Genomic DNA, 17,181 nt, shown 5'->3' with positions numbered 1-17,181 from the left:
CTGCGATCGGCACAAACGATCGGCGGATGCTCAGGACGCCCGGTCGAACGCCAGGAGCGCCCCCATTTCTTGCGGGCGATCCTGTCCGTTGGAAGGCGCGGAAAACTGAGTGACAGGATACGGCGATCGTTGATCGGAAGGGCAAGCGAGGGTGAGAAGGCGACGGTCATGGCGGTTCCATTCCAGCAGAAAATCGGAAGATGTCGCGGTTCGGCTCTTTTCCACCGACACACGAAAAACGGGATTGCCGATGCTGTTGGCGGCGGGGATCGGCATGCCGGCGAAAATGCGCGCTGCAGAAGGTGCCGGTGCCACTTTCACCCGCGTCGCAGCACTGGAAGCCTCTTCTTCCCCGCCCTGCCGCAACAGGATGAGACAGCTGCCAAAATCCCGCGTCTTGAGGCTGAAGCGCCGGCTCTCGGTCAGGCCCAGCTTTTTGGGATTACCGTCGACTTCAAGAATGACGGCAGAAAAGGCCTTGCAGGAAAGCGCGGTATCCGCGAGCCAAAGCGCGTCCTCGATCCGCCGCGGCATGGCATGGACGACTTCGCCGAACCCAGCACCGAAATCGAAAAGCCCGGGCGCATAGGCCATACCAGCCTCTCGCACCACATAGGGACCGGCAATCATAAGAAGGCGACGCCTCGACTGCGCGTCATGACCATTGCGGCTGAGTGCCAGAGCAAGCGCAAACCCGCTTGCCGTACCCGCATCCGCCAGCCGGCCGCTTCGGACCTCCAGAAAGCTGGAGCCGGTCATTGTCATGTCGCCAACGAGATCAGAAAATTCCGCACCATTTTCATCAAGCCCGCCGACCTCGTCAGCACGGCTTGCATGTTCAGCGTTGAAGGCAGCTTCCCGGGCAGCATGAACCGACTTGCCCTCAATCCGGGCAATGGTTTCACGAAGCGTAAAAAGCCTTTCTCGCGGCATGGCATTGCCGGCCATGGCGATTACTCCTGTCTATATGTTCACTATATGTTCCTATGGATTCCAGAGCTCGCTAAAAGAGTCAACCAAGATTCTTGAGAAAATATTCCTCGCTCCGTTTCTCTCTCGAAAACCTGGGGTAAAATGCCTATATGGAGGACCCAAAGGAGATTTGATGGCCCGCATCGACCACACCGCAGATTGGCATGAACGTCATGCTCCCACGATCAGCATTTTTGAATCGCTGGCGCTGGAGGCCTATAGCCATCTGCCGGAAGAATTCCGTGCGCTAACCAAGGATCTGACCATCGAGATTGCGGATTTTCCAACCGACGACGTGTTCGAGGACATGGCGCTGGAAACGCCGTTTGATCTGCTCGGCCTTTTCGAAGGGCGCGGCGTGTCCGAGCGCTTCACCCTGGATACGGGTGATCTGCCAAATAAGATCTGGATCTATCGCCGTCCGATTCTCGATTACTGGGCGGAAAACGAGGAAACCTTAGGTGATATTATCACCCATGTGCTGATCCACGAGATCGGCCACCATTTCGGCCTCTCCGATGACGACATGGAACGTATCGAAGAAAGTGCCGAGGAAGCCGCCACAGACAGCTGAGCGGCTTTTCGACCTGCTTTATGAGCAGCAGATATCAGCTTTAAAGCTGTAACAGGAGATGGTCTATGCCGGCTTGGGCGCATTCCATATCCTGCGCGGGTGTTCCAGAACTCAAGCCGATGCCTCCCACAACGTCACCGTCAACGACAACAGGCAAACCGCCGCCGACGACCATCAGCCGTCCGCCGATGGCCGAGTGAATGCCGAAGGTCGGATTGCCTGGCTGGCTTGCCGCGCCGTATTCGTGAGTGGCCTTCTTGGCAGCTGCAGCGGTGAAGGCCTTGTCGATAGCAATCGTCGTGCTCGTCACCTTGCCGCCATCCATGCGCTCGAATGCAATCAACTGCCCGGCTTCGTCCGTCACGGCAATGCACATGGGCACGCCGATCTCCTTTGCCTTCTGCCGCGCACCGGCAATGAGCATCTGGGCTTCGGCCTGATCGAGCCGCTTGATTGTCAACATGGGAAATCTCCTGAATAACGCGCGGAAACGAAGCCTCCGGCGAGCAATCACTCGCCGGGACAACTTTTCTCAGTTCAAGCCTTGGCACAATGGACTTTTGTGGAACAACACCTGTGCCGCAAGCCGGTTCAGGTCTTATTGCTCGCCAAGCTTCATGCTCGGATCGTAGTCCTTGCCATCCACCGTCTTTGTCACGGCCTGACCGCAATAGAGCCGGTTCTCGGCTGCATTGAAGGTATGCTGCGGCGAACCATGCAGCTCCCAGCCTTTGTTCAAGGCGTCCGTCACCCGGTGGCAAAAGGATGCATCATCCGGACCAGTGAGAAATCGGTAAAGTTTCATGCCTGTTTCTTTCGTTGTTCGGCGAGTGCAGCTTTCGCCAGCAGTTTTTCAGCCTGCACCAGATGGAGCCGCTCCACCATGCGCCCGTCCATATTGATCACATTGAGCCCGTCGGCACCTTCCTCCTGAAAAGCAGAGACAATGGCTTTCGCCTCAGCCACTGCCTCGTCGGAAAAACCGAAATGCCGGTTGGCAGCGTCGATCTGCGCCGGATGGATCAGCATCTTTCCGTCAAACCCCATCGCCCTGCCTTGCGCACATTCTGCGCCAAAGCTGTCGAGATCGCGAAAATCATTGGAAACGCTGTCGATCACATCAATCCCGTAAGCACGGGCTGCCAAAACGACCTGCATCAGCCATGGCACAAGAAATATACGCCCAGGCTCCGGCAGAACGCCTGTATCCTTGCGCAAATCGTTGAGACCGACCACGAACGCTTCAAGCCTGCCACCGGACGAGCGTCCATATTTCGCAATCGCCGCCGCGTTCAAAATTCCGCGCGGCGTTTCCATCATCGCCCAGATCTTGCACCCCCCCGGCAAATCCGCATCCGAAAACACATCAGCCACCCGCTGCAGGTCTTCGGGCTCATCAACCTTTGGCAACAACACCGCATCTGGTCGACAGGCCACAACCACCGCCATGTCCTCGGCGAAAAAACCGCCATCATTGGAATTCACCCGAATGATGCATTCGCGTCCTTCCAGGCGACCTTGCGCGAAGAACTGCCGCAGATTGTCGCGGGCCTCAGCCTTCTTGTCATGAGCCACGGAATCTTCGAGGTCGAAAATGACCGAATCACAATCAAGCATACGGCTCTTTTCAAGCGCGCGAAGGTTGATGGCGGGGACACTCAGCACCGATCGGCGCAGTGTCACGGAAAATTGAGCTGCAGAACTGGTCATGATGAAGGTTCTGCCAAGCTTTAACCCGGCTTGCAAGGCAATGCGGCATTCAAGCCCCTTGCATTAAAGCAGGAGAAGGCCCACCTTGGACTGTGCAGAAAGGAATCCGAACATGCAAAGCCTTCGTTCCATCGCATTCGCTATCGGCGGCATCGCCATTCTCGCTGCAGCTGCAGTCTTCACGATGTCACTGACACTGCTCGTGGGCGCCGTCCTCACGGCATCTCTGATTGCCCGCATGGTTGCCACACGCGTCAAACCGGAACCTGTGCGTGTTCGAGCGAACAGACGCAATCATGACAATATGCGTGTTTGGGATGACGGTCGCGGTAAGATCATCGACCTCTGAAATCCTCTCTGCTGAATATTCCGCATATCGGCGGCACGTTTCGAACTGCCGCCGTACCGTTGCGAGCAATAAAGACCTTCATTTCAGGGCAGTTTTGCTCTATTGGCTTTGCAAAAGCCTTGAAGCAAAAACCTTAGGCAGGGTCTGATGGAAAAGTTCACTAAGCTCAGCGGCGTTGCAGCTCCGCTCCCGGTCGTCAACGTCGACACCGACATGATCATCCCGAAAGATTATCTGAAGACGATCAAGCGCACTGGCCTTGGCACTGGCCTGTTTGCGGAAGCACGCTATCACGATGACGGCTCGTTGAATCCGGATTTCATTCTCAACAAGCCAGCTTACCAGAACGCAAAGATCATTGTCGCCGGAGATAATTTCGGCTGCGGTTCTTCGCGCGAGCATGCGCCCTGGGCGCTTCTTGATTTTGGTATCCGCTGTGTGATCTCCACGTCTTTTGCCGACATCTTCTACAATAACTGTTTCAAGAACGGCATTCTGCCGATCGTGGTCAGCCAGGATGAACTCGACAAGCTGATGGACGATGCAAGCCGCGGCTCCAACGCTGTTCTGACCGTCGATCTCGAATCCCAGGAAATCACCGGACCGGATGGCGGCTCCATCAAATTCGAAATCGATGCCTTCAAGCGCCACTGCATGCTGAACGGCCTTGATGACATTGGCCTGACCCTGGAAAAATCGTCGAGCATCGCAACCTTCGAACAGAAAAATGCAAGCGCCCATCCCTGGGCCTGATGCAAGTTTGGCAGAAGTGTTCGAAATGGGCCGGCTCAGACCGGCCCATTTTTGTTTTCAAGCGGGGCAACCAGACGACTTCAATGCGTACCGTTCTGATTGCTCTCGCGCTTGAAATGCCCAGTTCGGCCCGATACAACGCGGCAACTTCTTGATTGTGAGGGATTTCTAAATGACAGTGCGCACGCTTTTCCTTCTGCCTGGCGACGGCATCGGCCAGGAAACCATGGCCGAGGTCCGCAAGTTCGTGACCTATATGAACGACAACATGTCTGCCGGTTTCAAGACCGATGAAGGTCTGGTTGGCGGATCCGCCTATGACGCCCATGGTGCAGCGATCTCGGACGCGGACATGGAAAAGGCACTGGCGGCCGATGCCGTTCTGTTTGGTGCTGTCGGCGGCCCCAAATGGGATAGCGTTCCCTACGACGTTCGCCCCGAAGCCGGCCTGCTGCGCCTGCGCAAGGACCTGGAACTGTTTGCCAATTTGCGCCCGGCCATCTGCTACCCGGCACTGGCGGCCGCCTCGTCACTGAAGCCGGAACTCGTCGAAGGCCTGGACATCCTGATTGTCCGTGAATTGACGGGCGGCGTCTACTTCGGCGAACCGAAGACAATTACCGATCTCGGCAACGGCCAGAAGCGCGCCATCGACACCCAGGTTTACGACACCTACGAAATCGAGCGCATCTCCGCCGTCGCGTTCGAACTGGCCCGCACGCGTAAAAACACTGTCTGCTCGATGGAAAAACGCAATGTCATGAAATCCGGCGTTCTGTGGAACCAGGTCGTGACAGAAACCCACAAGGCCCGCTTTGCCGACGTCAAGCTTGAGCACATGCTGGCAGACGCCGGTGGCATGCAGCTTGTCCGCGCGCCCAAGCAATTTGACGTGATCGTGACCGACAACCTGTTCGGTGACATGCTGTCCGACGTTGCCGCCATGCTTACCGGTTCGCTTGGCATGCTGCCCTCGGCGTCGCTCGGCGCACCGGATGGCAAGACCGGCCAGCGCAAGGCCATGTATGAGCCCGTCCATGGCTCGGCACCGGACATTGCCGGGCAGGGCATTGCCAACCCGATCGCAATGATCGCGTCCTTTGCCATGTGCCTGCGCTATTCTTTCAACATGATCGACGAGGCCAACAACCTCGAAAAGGCCATCGCCAATGTCCTTGAAAAGGGCATCCGCACCGGCGACATCATGGCAGAAGGCTGCAAGCAGGTCGGCACACAAGAGATGGGCGATGCAATCCTTGAGGAATTCAAGGCGCTGTCTGCCTGATACCACTCGCCGTTACGGTCCGCGTTGAAAGAGACGCGGACCGAAGCATCACAAAGAGAGAGATGATGAAACATCTGAAGACATGGCTTGAACGACGCAGGGACCGCAACAGCGAGCCTTTTCCGTCGCTTTACTGGAAGCAATGTCTTTTCATCATCGTCAACCTCGTTCTCATCGCCAATCTGGTTTTCGATGGCGCAGCGGTCGCTGGTTCCGGGCAGATTCTCGCCTTTGTAAACAGCATGGGTGGTTTTCTAACCGATTTTGGAAAATCTGGCTGGAGCCTCATCTCCTCCGCCATCCTGTTTGCCATTTTCATGCTGGCGGCCAAAAACAAGGCCAGCATCCACAAGCGCATCCACTATCTGGCCTCCGCCCATCTGGCCGCGTTTGTATTCTTAAGCGTGGCACTTTCCGGTCTGTCCGCCAATATCCTCAAGCGCGCGATCGGCAGAGCCCGCCCCAAGAATTTCGATGACTGGGGCATTTACGGCTTTTCGCCGTTGCACGGCAGTAGCCGGTTTGAAAGCTTCCCTTCCGGGCATTCCACCACGGTCGGCGCTATTTTCATGATCCTTGCGCTCTGCGTGCCGCGATATCGCATTCTGTTCTTCGTGCTGGCCGTCTGGCTTGGCATGACAAGGGTGATCGTAGGCGCCCATTATCCAAGCGACGTCATTGCCGGTCTCGCATGGGGCGGGTGGTTCACATTTGCGACCGCAGTCATCTTTTCCCGTTATCAGCTTGCCTTCAGGCTGGACAAAAACGGCATACCGGTCATCCGTCGAGAACTCTTCCCCAAACAATAAATTCCCGTCCCGGGAACAAAACAAACGCTTGAACAATTCGGTGATGGTGCGGCGGTCCAATCGTCATAGATTTCGTTGCGCACAATCGACCGCGTAGATTGGCGATACGATATTTTCTCGTGGGACTGATCCACACTCCTCGTTCCCGCGTAGTTCCAGAAAGACTGCTGGAAGACATACAAGGCGAACTGCCCATACTTGCGACACCGGCAAAGTGGTGCCCAAGGCTAACATTGACGATGGAGGCCCGCATGAAATTGCTTTCCGCTGAAAAACAGCTGTTCAGGGCTGCTCAAAGCGCACCTTATCTTGAAAGAGAAGAAGAACGGCAGTTGGCGCTTCGATGGAAGAACAGCCAAGACAGCGCCGCACGCGATAAGATCGCCCATGCCCACATGCGCCTTGTCATTGCCATGGCTTCCAAATTCCGCGGCTTCGGCCTTCCCTTGAGCGACCTCATCCAGGAGGGCTATATCGGTCTTCTGGAAGCAGCGGCCCGCTTTGAACCCGAGCGCGAAGTGCGCTTTTCAACCTATGCCGGTTGGTGGATTCGCGCCTCCATGCAGGACTATATCCTGCGAAACTGGTCAATCGTGCGCGGTGGCACCAGCTCTTCGCAAAAAGCCCTGTTCTTCAATTTACGCCGCTTGCGCGCAAAACTCGCACAGGGCGACAAACGGCTGACAGATCAGGCCATTCATCAGGAAATCGCGGTCGCTCTCGGTGTCAGCCTCTCCGATGTGCAAGTGATGGATGCGCGGTTATCCGCCAATGACACATCGCTTCAGGCACCCGTATCGAACGATGATCAGAAGACCGAACGTCTGGATATGCTCGCCAGCGAGGACATTCTGCCGGATGAACTGGTCACGCAGGTCATAGACGGTGAGCGCTGGCACGACTGGCTGCAATCGGCGTTGCACGAACTCAACGAGCGCGAATGCCGTATCATCCGCCTGCGCCGCCTGTCTGAAGACGGTGCAACGCTGGAAGAACTGGGTGCGGAATTCGGCATCTCGAAGGAAAGAGTGAGGCAGATCGAAACGCGCGCAATGGAAAAACTCAAAGCCGCTTTATTGGCCAAGACCCCGGAGCGGATCGAAGCATAACGATTCGCAAACTGCTATCAGTCTGTAATGATCTTCACGCGGCTACCGGGTTGCGGCACATCGCCCGCACTCATCGCGTTGATCAGCCGGAAAAGCTCAAGCTTGCGCTCGGTGCCCATCATTCTGCCGGACAGCGACGCAAGTGTGTCGCCAGACCTCACCGTGACGATCCTGATGCGCAATGGCTTAAGAGACGCAGCCTCGCTGGACGTGATGCGCCGAAAGCTCTCCCGCAACTTGTTGGCCGTTGGCTCAAGCAATGGGCTACCTTTTGGCACGGCCGTCAGGAAACGGAAGATTTGCGATCCGATCCGGATCACGGTCACATCGAAATCCCAGCGTTCAGCGGACGCCCGCGCCTGAGCTGCCTCCAGTCCATTGACGCGAATTGACCGGATCGAATCCGGAATAAGTCCGGTGACCCAACCGCTGGAGATATAATTGGTAAGGCTACGGCGCTCGCTGTCTGCGACCCCGTCAAACCGGATTGCAACCTCGCCAGCACCCGTTGCCAGTACAGCCTCGACCTTGTTGTCGATCTGAAAACCATCCGGAACCTCGAAGCGAATACCCAGCTTGCCGTGCAGGAAGGTCTGACCGCGGACATAGCCTTCCTGTGGACTGTCGCCATAGAGCAATCCGTCTATACCGGCGAGATAATAGTCGCGCCCGGTCTCCCCATAGGTCCCCTCAGCACCAAAAGCACGCGCATGCCGCCGCGCGAGTTCCACGCGCTGCGGGGCATTGGGGTGGCTAGACAAGAAGTCGAGGCTCTGGTCGGTATCGGGATCAACGGATGTGAAATGGCTGTAATTTGCCATGGAATCCAGGAAACGCGCTGCGGCATACGGATCATATCCCGCCTCGCCCAGCGTTCTCACACCAATCAGATCGGCCTGCAGCTCCTGCTGTCTGGAGAAGGCCGCAAGACGCAATTTGCCGCGAGCCAATGCCTGCTTGCCTGCCAGGTCACTGGACAGAACTTCAGCCACAACACGGCTTGCAATCACCTCGGCCTCTTCGCGGCGCTGCCGCTCAATACCGTGATTGGCGGTTACATGCGCCATTTCGTGGGAAAGGACTGCTGCCACCTCAGACGCATCGTTTGCAAGCGCCAGAAGGCCGCGCGTCACATAGAGATAACCGCCGGGCAGCGCAAAGGCGTTGATCGCCGGCGAGTTGAGGATCGTGATGCGATAGGACTGCGCCGGGTTTTCCGAGACCGCTGTCAAAGCACCGGCAATGCGGGCAACCAGTCTTTCGGTTTTCTCATCGTGATACTCACCGCCATAGCTTGCCACGATGCGCGGATGTTCGCGTGCACCCATCTGCGCCCGCGGGTCACCCTTTTGCACCTCTTCCACGATTTGCGGAGACGACGACGGGCCGATACTCGACTGATAGGATTGATCGAAAATAGACTGGCAACTGGACGCAAGAAGCAAGACGCCCAGAGCCGCACAGCGTCCCAAGACCCGACCGTTCCCAAATACGGTCTGTGCGGCGTAACCGCTATGTCCCTTCATGGCCCGCATCTTTTCCGGTTCACCTTGAATTCGCGATATCAAACACTGTTGCGCCCTATTGGTCCGTCTTGCCGCGGATCAGCACACGCAGTAACCCAACCGGATTCGCGCCTCTTTTAGTATAAACTTTCGGAGAAGAATAAAGCCGCATCGGATTTAATATAGTGACGTGGATAAGAAAACACAAAAATGCAGACTGAGCGCCCGCTCCCGAGCTGCCAATGCCACTCGCTAACGTCCAAAATAAGGCGTAACAAACGCCAGCCAGATCAGTGTCCGAGGAATCGCTTCACGACCGGTAGAATGTCATGCGCCATAAATTCGTCAATAGAGGCACTAAGCGCGACCTTTCCCTCATCGACAAAGAGAACATGGTCGCCAATATTGGCCACTTCCTTCGGGTCATGGCTGACGATCAGAACGGTATTGCCAGTCTCTCTATGCAGATCGAGCAACAACTCTGCCATGTCCGATCTGAGACCTGGATCGAGCGCGGCAAAGGGCTCATCCAGCAGCAACACAGGCTTGCGACGCACCAGCGCCCGGGCAAATGCCGCACGCTGCCGCTCACCACCCGACAGTGTCGGTGGACGACGTTTCTCGAAACCGCCAAGCCCCACCCGCTCGAGAGCAGAGGAGACTGCAACCTTATCTGATGCACTCAGCCGCAAAGAAGGATCGATGCCAAGCCCGACATTGGTGAAGAGATCCAGATGGCCGAAAAGATTGTTGTCCTGAAACACCAGCGAGACCGGTCGATCGGACGGATGAATCCGCGTGACATCTACACCTGCAATCAATACCTGCCCCTGATCGGGCTGCTCGAAGCCGGCGACAAGGTTCAAGAGTGTCGACTTGCCGGAGCCAGATGGTCCCGCAATAACCGTCACACAACCTCCCGGTGCCTCGCAGTCGAATGCAAACGAATGCTGTCCAAGCTGCAGTCCGATATCCTTGAGACCAATGCTGTTTCCCTTGATGTCAGCCACGAAGCAAAGCCTCTCTGCGATTGTTCGAATGCGAGCCTGCCGTGCCCGCAATGGTCAGCGCCAGGCAAACCAAACCCAGCAGCAAAGCGAGACCATCGGCATCTGCGGTTCGGTAACTGCCGAGACGGCTATAAACCAGCCATGGAAGCGTCGTCAGGTTTTCCGAGCCGAACAATGCCACAGCACCAAGGTCGCCGAGCGACAAAGCCATCGCAAAGGAAAGCGCCATGGCCAAAGGACGCCAGAGGATGGGGAAATCGATCCGCCGCATCCGCGCCCAACCGCTGATCCCGAGACTTGCCGCCAGGCGTCCCGTTCCTCGGGTATGGCTTTCGAACGCGGGCAATAGCACCCGCATGGCAAAGGGTAGCGCCATCAAAGCATTGATACCCACCACAATCACCGGGGCATAGCGGGCAACATCACCGAATGCCCTTAAAACCATGAACCAGCCGGTTGCCAGAACAACGGTTGGAACCAGCAATACAAGCGAGGATGTAGACGACAGCAGGCCGGAGAAGCCGCGCGCGGTCATCGAAACGCGTCGTGTGCGAAGAGCCAACATGGCCCGGATCAGGAACACGGAGAGCAGAACAGACATGAGGCCGGCGCAGATGGAAACGGCAAGACTGGTCAGTGTCGCATTGATGACTGCCCGCTCGCTCAAAAGCCGGCCTAGATCCGCGCGAAGGCCCGACACCACGATGGAGAGAAGCGGAAGGCAGAGATAGAGCCCGGCAACAGCAATGAAAAGGCCGTCATAGAACCGCGCGCCAATGCCGGCACCATCGAATCGGCACTTGATCCTACCGCTATCTGCGTTGAAGTCAGCAGGTGCTGGAAACAGAGCCATGACGCCCAGGATGGATGCCGTGAGAAGGATCTGCAGAAAGGCAAGCGACACCGCGCGTCCGGGGTCGAAATCGAAGCGAAGGGACTGATAGATGGCGACCTCGATCGTCGTGGCCGCCGGTCCGCCGCCCAGCATCAGCACCAGCGTAAAGCTGGTTGCACACAGCATGAAGATGAGGCCAGCCGCACCGGGCAACACACGCCTGATAGCCGGCCATTCAATAAAACGGAAAACGGCATGCGGCTTCATGCCAAGCTCGCCCGCCATCAGCCAGTATTCTCCCGGAACCCGCTCAAGTCCGACAAGCAGCAGCCGGACGGCGAGCGGCATATTGAAGAAGACATGAGCGAGCAAAATTCCACTCAGACCATAGATGCTGAAGGGCTGACCAAATCCGATCAGGCCAAGTACATCATTAATCAACCCGGTTCGGCCCCAGATACCGAGAAGGCCCAACGCGCCGATCAAAACCGGCAGCCCCATGGGAACCGCCATCAGGCGCACCAACCACTGTCTGCCCGGGAACTGTCGACGACGAGCGAAAGCCATCGCCACCGGGATGCCGAAAGCCAGCGAGAGAAAGGTGGAAAGCAGGGATTGCCAGAGCGTGAAGCCAAGCGCGGGAAGCAGAACCGGGTCACTGAAGAAATCCGCAGCCCCATCCTGCGACTTCAACCCGAGAAGAGAGCCGACAGCGATACCGATAAACGAAAAGATCGCGGCGAGGCCAATGGCCCCGCCGACAATTCGATTCATCTTTTCGCGACGGCTCAGCATAGGTTCAGTTCATCGCCTTCAACCACTCGTCGATCCAGGCCTTGCGGTTCGTCTCGACCTCATCGGGATCCATCAGAAACGTCGTCTTTGGATGAACGAGCGTCTTGAAGGCATCCGGCAACGGCTCGGAAGTCGCGGCCGCCGGCATCATCCAGTTATTGGTCGGGATCGTATCCTGAAAGCCGGAACTCATCATGAAGGAGAGGAATTCGCGCGCGAGATCCTTGTCATGGGCAGTCTTCATCATTCCGGCCACTTCGATCTGGATATAGTGTCCTTCCGAAAACTCCGCGGCCTTATAGCGATCTGTGTTCTCTGCAATCATGTGGTAGGCCGGAGACGTCGTGTATGAAAACACCATCGGCGCTTCACCCTTTGTGAAAAGGCCATAGGCTTCAGACCAGCCGGGCGTGACCGTCAGGACACGACCCTTCAGCTTTTCCCAGGCGGCCGGTGCCTCATCGCCATAGATCGACTTGATCCAGAGCAGAAGCCCCAGACCCGGTGTGGATGTGCGCGGATCCTCGATGGCAATCTTCTGGTTCGGATCGCCCTCAATCAATTCCTTCATACTGGCGGGCGGCATTTTGATAGCTTCGCTATCGTAGACGACGGCAAAATGCCCGTAGTCGTAGGGTATGAAAACATCATCGCTGAAGCCCCCGGGCACATGCACAACAGATGTATCGATACCATGGGCTTCGAAAAGCCCGGTCTGCTTGGCCTCGCTGACAAGGTTGGTATCGAGACCCAGAACGATATCGGCATCACTGCCCTCGCCCTCGAGTTTCAGCCGGTTCAAAAGCGCCACACCATCGGCCACACCGACGAATTTCACAGTGCAGTCGCAGTTAGCCTCAAACGCGTCCTTGACCTTCGGCCCTGGACCCCATTCGGAAATGAAACTCTCATAGGTGTAGACCGTCAGGGTCTTGTCCTGCGCAAACGCAGAGGGCGCCGGAAAGGTTGCAAATGCTACAGCAGCAGCCACTGCGCTGCGAATGGTCGAATGTGGAAAGATTGGCATATCGCCCCTCCTCTGTTTGAACAAAATCGGGATAGGGCGCGGCTTTGCACGACGCTTCTAATCCCTCCGCCGGTGTTAACCGGATCAGGTTCCGCGGGTTGGCGTTAAACGCCTCTCAGCCATCTGTTGAATGCAACAAAAGGCACCCCGTTAGAGCGAATAGAGACATAGCGTGCAGGCACCGGCCTTGCAAGCCGGCGCGAATATCAATTCGCAAGGTTGAGGGTCAGCCCTCGAGTTCCTCGCGCAGCATTTCAAGCTCCAGCCATTCCTCTTCCCAGCGTGCCACATCCGCCCGCAGTTTTTCCATCTCGGCGGCGAGCTTGTTGAAAGTCGCCGGATCCTTGGTGAAGAGGTTCGGATCAGCCATCTTGGCCTCGCAGGCGGCAATTTCCTGTTCGGCCTTTTTCATTTCCTTCGGCAGGTTCTCGAGCGCGAACTTCTGCTTGAAGGACAGCTTGACCTTGTTCTTCTGGCCGGAAACCGACGAACTCTGAGACCCGCTCGCCTTTGCCTTTTCGGCCTTCTCAACCTTGCGGCGCTCGTCCTCGGCGCCCTTGCGCTGCGCCATCATGTCGGAATACCCACCGGCATATTCGATCCAGCGTCCGTCGGGGTCTTCTGGATTGGCAGGCGCAATGGTGGAGGTCACGGTTCGATCGAGAAAGTCACGATCATGGCTGACGAGAATGACAGTGCCGCTATATCCTGCCACGATCTCCTGCAGCAGGTCCAACGTCTCGATGTCGAGATCGTTGGTCGGTTCGTCGAGGATCAGAAGGTTAGATGGCCTGGCCATGATCCGTGCCAGCATCAGCCGGGCGCGCTCGCCACCAGACAGGTTCTTGATCGGCGTTCTCGCCTGCTCCGGCTGAAAGAGGAAGTCTTTCATATAGCCAGTCACATGCTTCTGCTCGCCGTTAACCAGCAGGTTATCGCCGCGACCATCGGTCAGATAGTGGGCAAGCGTGTCATTGAGGTTCAGATCCTCACGTTTCTGATCAAGCGTGGCGATATCCAGATTGGTACCGAGCTTGACCGTCCCCTCGTCCGGAGCGAGCTCACCGGTCAGCATTTTCAACAGCGTCGTCTTGCCGGCACCATTTGGACCAACGAAGCCAATGCAATCCCCACGATGCACGCGCAGCGAAAACGGCGACACAATGGTCCGCTCGCCATAGGCCTTGGTAATTCGCTCCGCCTCGATTACCAGCTTGCCGCTATCCTTGCCCTCGGTGATATTGGCCTGGATTGTGCCCTGAGGACCCTTATGACCGCGATAATCGGAGCGCAACTGCTGCAGGTTGCCAAGGCGACGCATATTGCGCTTGCGCCGCGCCGTTACACCATAGCGTAGCCAGTGCTCTTCGCGTTCGATGGCCTTGCCAAGCTTGTGCTGCTCGATCTCTTCTTCTTCCAGCACCTTGTCGCGCCATTCCTCGAAGAAACCGAAGCCACGGTCGAGACGACGTGAAAGACCCCGGTCGAGCCAGACGGTGGCATTGGAGACTTTCTCGAGAAAACGACGGTCATGCGAGATCAGCACGAGGGCACTGCGCGAAGAAGCAAGCTCGGCTTCCAGCCACTCGATTGTCGGAAGGTCCAGATGGTTGGTCGGCTCATCCAGGAGAAGAATATCGGGTTCCGGCGCCAATACGCGCGCAAGCGCCGCACGCCGCGCCTCCCCACCCGACAATCGCGTAGGATCTTCCTCGCCGGTCAATCCCAGATGTTCCAGCAGATAAGTGACCCGATAGGCATCGTCTCCGGGGCCAAGCCCCGATTCTGCATATGCCTGAACGGTGGTATATCCGCCGAAATCCGGAGCCTGCTCCAGATAGCGGATCGTCGAAGACGGATGCCTAAACACCTCGCCCGACTGTGACTCCACCATGCCGGCGGCAATCTTCATCAGCGTCGACTTGCCGGAGCCGTTTCGCCCCACGAGACAAATCCGGTCGCCCGGTTCTACCTGCAGATTTGCGCCGTCGAGCAATGGCGTACCGCCAAAGGAAAGCTTGATGTCGTCGAGTTTCAAAATGGGAGGCGCCAAGGTTTCAGGCTCCGGTCAGGTCATGAGGGCGCGCAAGGATCACGGCATCGCCGCTGCCCAGCGTGAATTCGACTGGTCCTTCGGCGACGTTCGAAATCGTCCGCGAAGAACCGAATGGAAGGGTAAAGTCGTTGAGCGGGTAGCGTGCATTGCGAATGGTAAGGCCTTCAAGCCTTGTCAGACCAAGCACGGAAAACAGCGAGCCTTGCGGCAAGTCGAGATGCAAGGGCCTTGAAAGCAACGGATATGCTTCTTCGTCGCCCGAGGTCATCATCACGTCCAGACCGGATTTCGCCAATGCGACACCGGCAATCAGGTGCATCATCGCATGGTCGGAGCGCTCACCGCCAAGCGCGCCCACCAGAACAAGCTTGCGCGCCCCTCGGGCTATCGCCTCATCCACGGCAATCTCCCCGTCCGTCACATTCTTTCTGGCCGGATAAGGCATCCTCAAAATGCCGGGATAATCGCTTTCGGGCAGGTCATCGGAACTGTCGAAATCGCCAACCCAAAGCTCAGGCTGAAGTCCCAGCATTTTCGCGTGACGCATGCCACCATCAGCGGCAATGGCGCGCGTGTCGGCGACGACTTGTTTAAGCCGTTCCGAAGGCGTCAGCATTCCACCAAGAAGGATTGTAAAAGCGGGTTCGTTCATGAAACGAGCCCTTAGCGCATCTTTACGCAAAAGGGAAAGGCGCATCGAAACAGCGGTACTGTATAGAAGTACCAAAACGCGGCGCCTTCACCCTTGTTGCCAGATCGATCTAAGACCGATGCGATCATATCTCACGCAAATGGGCGCGATTACCGCCCTGCAGCTACTTTTTTGCGAGGTCCCGGAATCAGCCCTTCGCGCTGTGCTTTCTTGCGGGCCAGCTTGCGCATGCGGCTGATGCCTTCTGCCTTTTCGCGAGCGCGGCGAGCAGATGGCTTCTCATAGGCTTGGCGAGCCTTCATTTCACGGAAAAGGCCTTCGCGCTGCATCTTCTTTTTCAGCGCACGCAACGCCTGGTCTACATTGTTGTCACGGACAATAACTTGCACGTTGTCTCCTTCGTTTGAGGTAACACATAGTTCGTGCCCGCCGATAAGGCGGTATGAACGACGGCACTCTTCAGGTGCTATTTCGCTTTCGGCTGAGAGCGATGCCGGGCATAAAATTATGTGGTCCGCGCAAGGCGAAGAAACCCGGCCACGCGTCTTATGTAGTCAGCACCCCCTCCGGGTCAAGCCCGAACAGCACAGGTTGCATCATGCTTTTTCGTTGACCACCTGCTGCGGCAGAGCTATCAAAGCTGCTGATCGTGGTGATTTGGCCGGCCGGCTTGCAGCCACGTTAAACAAATCGCTAAAGGGCCGTGGCAAGTTGACAGACTTCCCGGAACCGGTGGCGATCACCAAGCGGCCGGATTTTTGTACGCGGTATTCCGCGACGAGAAGGAAAGTCGAGCCAAATATGCCGATCAAGATCCCCGATACGCTACCAGCCTTCGAAACCCTCCTTGATGAGGGCGTGCGCGTCATGACGGAAACCGAAGCGATCCGCCAGGACATCCGCCCCTTGCAAATCGGCCTCCTCAACCTCATGCCGAACAAGATCAAGACAGAGCTTCAGATCGCAAGACTGGTCGGCGCATCACCGCTTCAGGTGGAGTTTTCGCTCATCCGCATCGGCGGGCACAGGGCCAAAAACACGCCGGAAGAGCACCTGCTCTCATTCTATGAAACCTGGGATGAAGTGAAGGACCGTCAGTTCGACGGCTTCATCATCACCGGCGCTCCGATTGAAACGCTCCCCTTTGAGGATGTGACCTACTGGGATGAAATGTGCCAGATCCTCGATTGGACAAAGACCAATGTTCACTCCACGCTGAATATCTGCTGGGGTGCGATGGCTGCGATCTATCATTTTCATGGCGTGCCGAAATATGCGCTCGGTGAAAAGGCCTTCGGTGTCTATCGTCATCAGAACCTCAAGCCGTCATCCGTCTATCTCAGTGGGTTCTCCGATGATTTCCAGATCCCGGTATCGAGATGGACAGAAGTTCGAAGAGCCGACATCGAGAAGGTTGAGGGCCTCGAGATTCTGATGGAATCGGATGAAATGGGTGTCTGCCTTGTTCAGGAAGAAGCATCCAGGCGCCTCTACATGTTCAACCATGTCGAATATGATTCCACCTCTCTCGCAGATGAATATTTCCGCGACGTGGAGACGGGCGCGCCGATCAAGCCGCCCTTCAATTATTTTCCCGGAGATAATCCGGACCGGCCGCCGCAAAACCGCTGGCGCAGCCATGCCCACCTTTTTTTCGGAAACTGGATCAACGAAATCTATCAGACCACGCCATACGAGCTGAAGGCCATCGGAAAGACGGGCAGCTAGGCATTCAAGGGG

18 protein-coding genes and 2 riboswitches are annotated in these 17,181 nt (G+C 56.8%); of the genes, 7 read left to right on the top strand and 11 right to left on the bottom strand.

Annotation, left to right across the window (positions count from 1 at the left end):
- Positions 1 to 30: 30 nt before the first annotated feature.
- On the bottom strand, positions 31 to 948 hold the full coding sequence (locus tag ACWPM9_RS00955; protein ID WP_484756439.1) for an ImuA family protein: 918 nt from the start codon (positions 946 to 948) through the stop codon (positions 31 to 33).
- A 157-nt stretch (positions 949 to 1,105) separates the two neighbouring features.
- On the opposite strand from ACWPM9_RS00955, the gene ACWPM9_RS00950 reads away from it, so the two are divergent.
- Positions 1,106 to 1,546, top strand: a complete 441-nt coding sequence (locus ACWPM9_RS00950) for a metallopeptidase family protein (protein ID WP_428188465.1) — start codon at positions 1,106 to 1,108, stop codon at positions 1,544 to 1,546.
- A 40-nt stretch (positions 1,547 to 1,586) separates the two neighbouring features.
- On the opposite strand, the gene ACWPM9_RS00945 is transcribed toward ACWPM9_RS00950, so the two are convergent.
- The 3 genes from ACWPM9_RS00945 to ACWPM9_RS00935 form a co-directional block, all read right to left on the bottom strand.
- Positions 1,587 to 2,009, bottom strand: a complete 423-nt coding sequence (locus tag ACWPM9_RS00945; protein ID WP_484756438.1) for a GlcG/HbpS family heme-binding protein — start codon at positions 2,007 to 2,009, stop codon at positions 1,587 to 1,589.
- Between the two features lie 135 nt (positions 2,010 to 2,144).
- Entirely contained in the window at positions 2,145 to 2,351 is a 207-nt protein-coding gene (locus tag ACWPM9_RS00940) for a DUF1737 domain-containing protein (protein WP_428188463.1), read from the bottom strand.
- Positions 2,348 to 3,256 (bottom strand): HpcH/HpaI aldolase/citrate lyase family protein, encoded by a 909-nt coding sequence (locus ACWPM9_RS00935; protein ID WP_484756437.1) that lies wholly within the window; start codon positions 3,254 to 3,256, stop codon positions 2,348 to 2,350. Before ACWPM9_RS00935 ends, ACWPM9_RS00940 begins: the two co-directional genes overlap by 4 nt.
- A gap of 112 nt (positions 3,257 to 3,368) precedes the next feature.
- Here ACWPM9_RS00935 and ACWPM9_RS00930 point away from each other — a divergent pair, with 112 nt between their 5' ends.
- From ACWPM9_RS00930 to ACWPM9_RS00910, 5 genes are all read left to right on the top strand, one after another.
- Positions 3,369 to 3,605 (top strand): hypothetical protein, encoded by a 237-nt coding sequence (locus ACWPM9_RS00930; RefSeq protein WP_484756436.1) that lies wholly within the window; start codon positions 3,369 to 3,371, stop codon positions 3,603 to 3,605.
- Between the two features lie 147 nt (positions 3,606 to 3,752).
- On the top strand, positions 3,753 to 4,358 hold the full coding sequence (leuD, locus tag ACWPM9_RS00925; protein WP_484756435.1) for a 3-isopropylmalate dehydratase small subunit: 606 nt from the start codon (positions 3,753 to 3,755) through the stop codon (positions 4,356 to 4,358).
- 172 nt (positions 4,359 to 4,530) lie between these two features.
- Positions 4,531 to 5,643: a 3-isopropylmalate dehydrogenase gene (leuB, locus tag ACWPM9_RS00920; RefSeq protein WP_428188459.1), complete on the top strand. Its 1,113-nt coding sequence runs from the start codon at positions 4,531 to 4,533 to the stop codon at positions 5,641 to 5,643.
- A 62-nt stretch (positions 5,644 to 5,705) separates the two neighbouring features.
- Positions 5,706 to 6,452, top strand: coding sequence for a lipid A 1-phosphatase LpxE (lpxE, locus tag ACWPM9_RS00915; protein ID WP_484756434.1), 747 nt, complete (start codon positions 5,706 to 5,708; stop codon positions 6,450 to 6,452).
- A 251-nt stretch (positions 6,453 to 6,703) separates the two neighbouring features.
- Entirely contained in the window at positions 6,704 to 7,561 is an 858-nt protein-coding gene (locus ACWPM9_RS00910) for an RNA polymerase factor sigma-32 (RefSeq protein WP_484756433.1), read from the top strand.
- A gap of 17 nt (positions 7,562 to 7,578) precedes the next feature.
- Here ACWPM9_RS00910 and ACWPM9_RS00905 read toward each other — a convergent pair whose 3' ends face one another.
- The 7 genes from ACWPM9_RS00905 to rpsU form a co-directional block, all read right to left on the bottom strand.
- Positions 7,579 to 9,087: a M48 family metalloprotease gene (locus ACWPM9_RS00905; protein WP_428188456.1), complete on the bottom strand. Its 1,509-nt coding sequence runs from the start codon at positions 9,085 to 9,087 to the stop codon at positions 7,579 to 7,581.
- Between the two features lie 269 nt (positions 9,088 to 9,356).
- Complete coding sequence (locus ACWPM9_RS00900) at positions 9,357 to 10,076, bottom strand: thiamine ABC transporter ATP-binding protein (RefSeq protein ID WP_484756432.1); 720 nt, start codon at positions 10,074 to 10,076, stop codon at positions 9,357 to 9,359.
- The gene (gene thiP / locus ACWPM9_RS00895; protein ID WP_484756431.1) at positions 10,069 to 11,706 is read right to left on the bottom strand and encodes a thiamine/thiamine pyrophosphate ABC transporter permease; all 1,638 of its coding nucleotides are present in this window, start codon (positions 11,704 to 11,706) and stop codon (positions 10,069 to 10,071) included. Before thiP ends, ACWPM9_RS00900 begins: the two co-directional genes overlap by 8 nt.
- 4 nt (positions 11,707 to 11,710) lie before the next feature.
- Complete coding sequence (thiB, locus tag ACWPM9_RS00890) at positions 11,711 to 12,733, bottom strand: thiamine ABC transporter substrate binding subunit (RefSeq protein ID WP_484756430.1); 1,023 nt, start codon at positions 12,731 to 12,733, stop codon at positions 11,711 to 11,713.
- 44 nt (positions 12,734 to 12,777) lie between these two features.
- Positions 12,778 to 12,893, bottom strand: a riboswitch (TPP riboswitch).
- A gap of 66 nt (positions 12,894 to 12,959) precedes the next feature.
- Entirely contained in the window at positions 12,960 to 14,786 is a 1,827-nt protein-coding gene (locus ACWPM9_RS00885) for an ABC-F family ATP-binding cassette domain-containing protein (RefSeq protein ID WP_484756429.1), read from the bottom strand.
- A gap of 4 nt (positions 14,787 to 14,790) precedes the next feature.
- Positions 14,791 to 15,441 (bottom strand): thiamine diphosphokinase, encoded by a 651-nt coding sequence (locus tag ACWPM9_RS00880; protein WP_484756428.1) that lies wholly within the window; start codon positions 15,439 to 15,441, stop codon positions 14,791 to 14,793.
- A gap of 149 nt (positions 15,442 to 15,590) precedes the next feature.
- Positions 15,591 to 15,830, bottom strand: a complete 240-nt coding sequence (gene rpsU / locus ACWPM9_RS00875; RefSeq protein ID WP_428188450.1) for a 30S ribosomal protein S21 — start codon at positions 15,828 to 15,830, stop codon at positions 15,591 to 15,593.
- 250 nt (positions 15,831 to 16,080) lie between these two features.
- Positions 16,081 to 16,158: riboswitch (SAM riboswitch) on the top strand.
- 84 nt (positions 16,159 to 16,242) lie between these two features.
- Here rpsU and metA point away from each other — a divergent pair.
- Entirely contained in the window at positions 16,243 to 17,169 is a 927-nt protein-coding gene (gene metA, locus ACWPM9_RS00870) for a homoserine O-acetyltransferase MetA (protein WP_484756427.1), read from the top strand.
- Positions 17,170 to 17,181 lie beyond the last annotated feature (12 nt).

It is taken from the genome of Agrobacterium sp. H141 (assembly GCF_057158725.1).
This window is presented reverse-complemented; position numbering and strand designations above follow the sequence as displayed.

What these genes read in the sequence shown, in the direction of transcription:
- ACWPM9_RS00945 (WP_484756438.1), bottom strand. Translation starts at nt 2,009, where the DNA reads ATGTTGACAATCAAGCGGCTCGATCAGGCCGAAGCCCAGATGCTCATT.
- ACWPM9_RS00880 (WP_484756428.1), bottom strand. Translation starts at nt 15,441, where the DNA reads ATGAACGAACCCGCTTTTACAATCCTTCTTGGTGGAATGCTGACGCCT.
- thiB (WP_484756430.1), bottom strand. Translation starts at nt 12,733, where the DNA reads ATGCCAATCTTTCCACATTCGACCATTCGCAGCGCAGTGGCTGCTGCT.
- leuB (WP_428188459.1), top strand. Translation starts at nt 4,531, where the DNA reads ATGACAGTGCGCACGCTTTTCCTTCTGCCTGGCGACGGCATCGGCCAG.
- lpxE (WP_484756434.1), top strand. Translation starts at nt 5,706, where the DNA reads ATGATGAAACATCTGAAGACATGGCTTGAACGACGCAGGGACCGCAAC.
- metA (WP_484756427.1), top strand. Translation starts at nt 16,243, where the DNA reads ATGCCGATCAAGATCCCCGATACGCTACCAGCCTTCGAAACCCTCCTT.
- thiP (WP_484756431.1), bottom strand. Translation starts at nt 11,706, where the DNA reads ATGCTGAGCCGTCGCGAAAAGATGAATCGAATTGTCGGCGGGGCCATT.
- ACWPM9_RS00930 (WP_484756436.1), top strand. Translation starts at nt 3,369, where the DNA reads ATGCAAAGCCTTCGTTCCATCGCATTCGCTATCGGCGGCATCGCCATT.
- ACWPM9_RS00940 (WP_428188463.1), bottom strand. Translation starts at nt 2,351, where the DNA reads ATGAAACTTTACCGATTTCTCACTGGTCCGGATGATGCATCCTTTTGC.
- ACWPM9_RS00955 (WP_484756439.1), bottom strand. Translation starts at nt 948, where the DNA reads ATGGCCGGCAATGCCATGCCGCGAGAAAGGCTTTTTACGCTTCGTGAA.
- ACWPM9_RS00905 (WP_428188456.1), bottom strand. Translation starts at nt 9,087, where the DNA reads ATGAAGGGACATAGCGGTTACGCCGCACAGACCGTATTTGGGAACGGT.
- ACWPM9_RS00950 (WP_428188465.1), top strand. Translation starts at nt 1,106, where the DNA reads ATGGCCCGCATCGACCACACCGCAGATTGGCATGAACGTCATGCTCCC.
- ACWPM9_RS00910 (WP_484756433.1), top strand. Translation starts at nt 6,704, where the DNA reads ATGAAATTGCTTTCCGCTGAAAAACAGCTGTTCAGGGCTGCTCAAAGC.
- ACWPM9_RS00935 (WP_484756437.1), bottom strand. Translation starts at nt 3,256, where the DNA reads ATGACCAGTTCTGCAGCTCAATTTTCCGTGACACTGCGCCGATCGGTG.
- leuD (WP_484756435.1), top strand. Translation starts at nt 3,753, where the DNA reads ATGGAAAAGTTCACTAAGCTCAGCGGCGTTGCAGCTCCGCTCCCGGTC.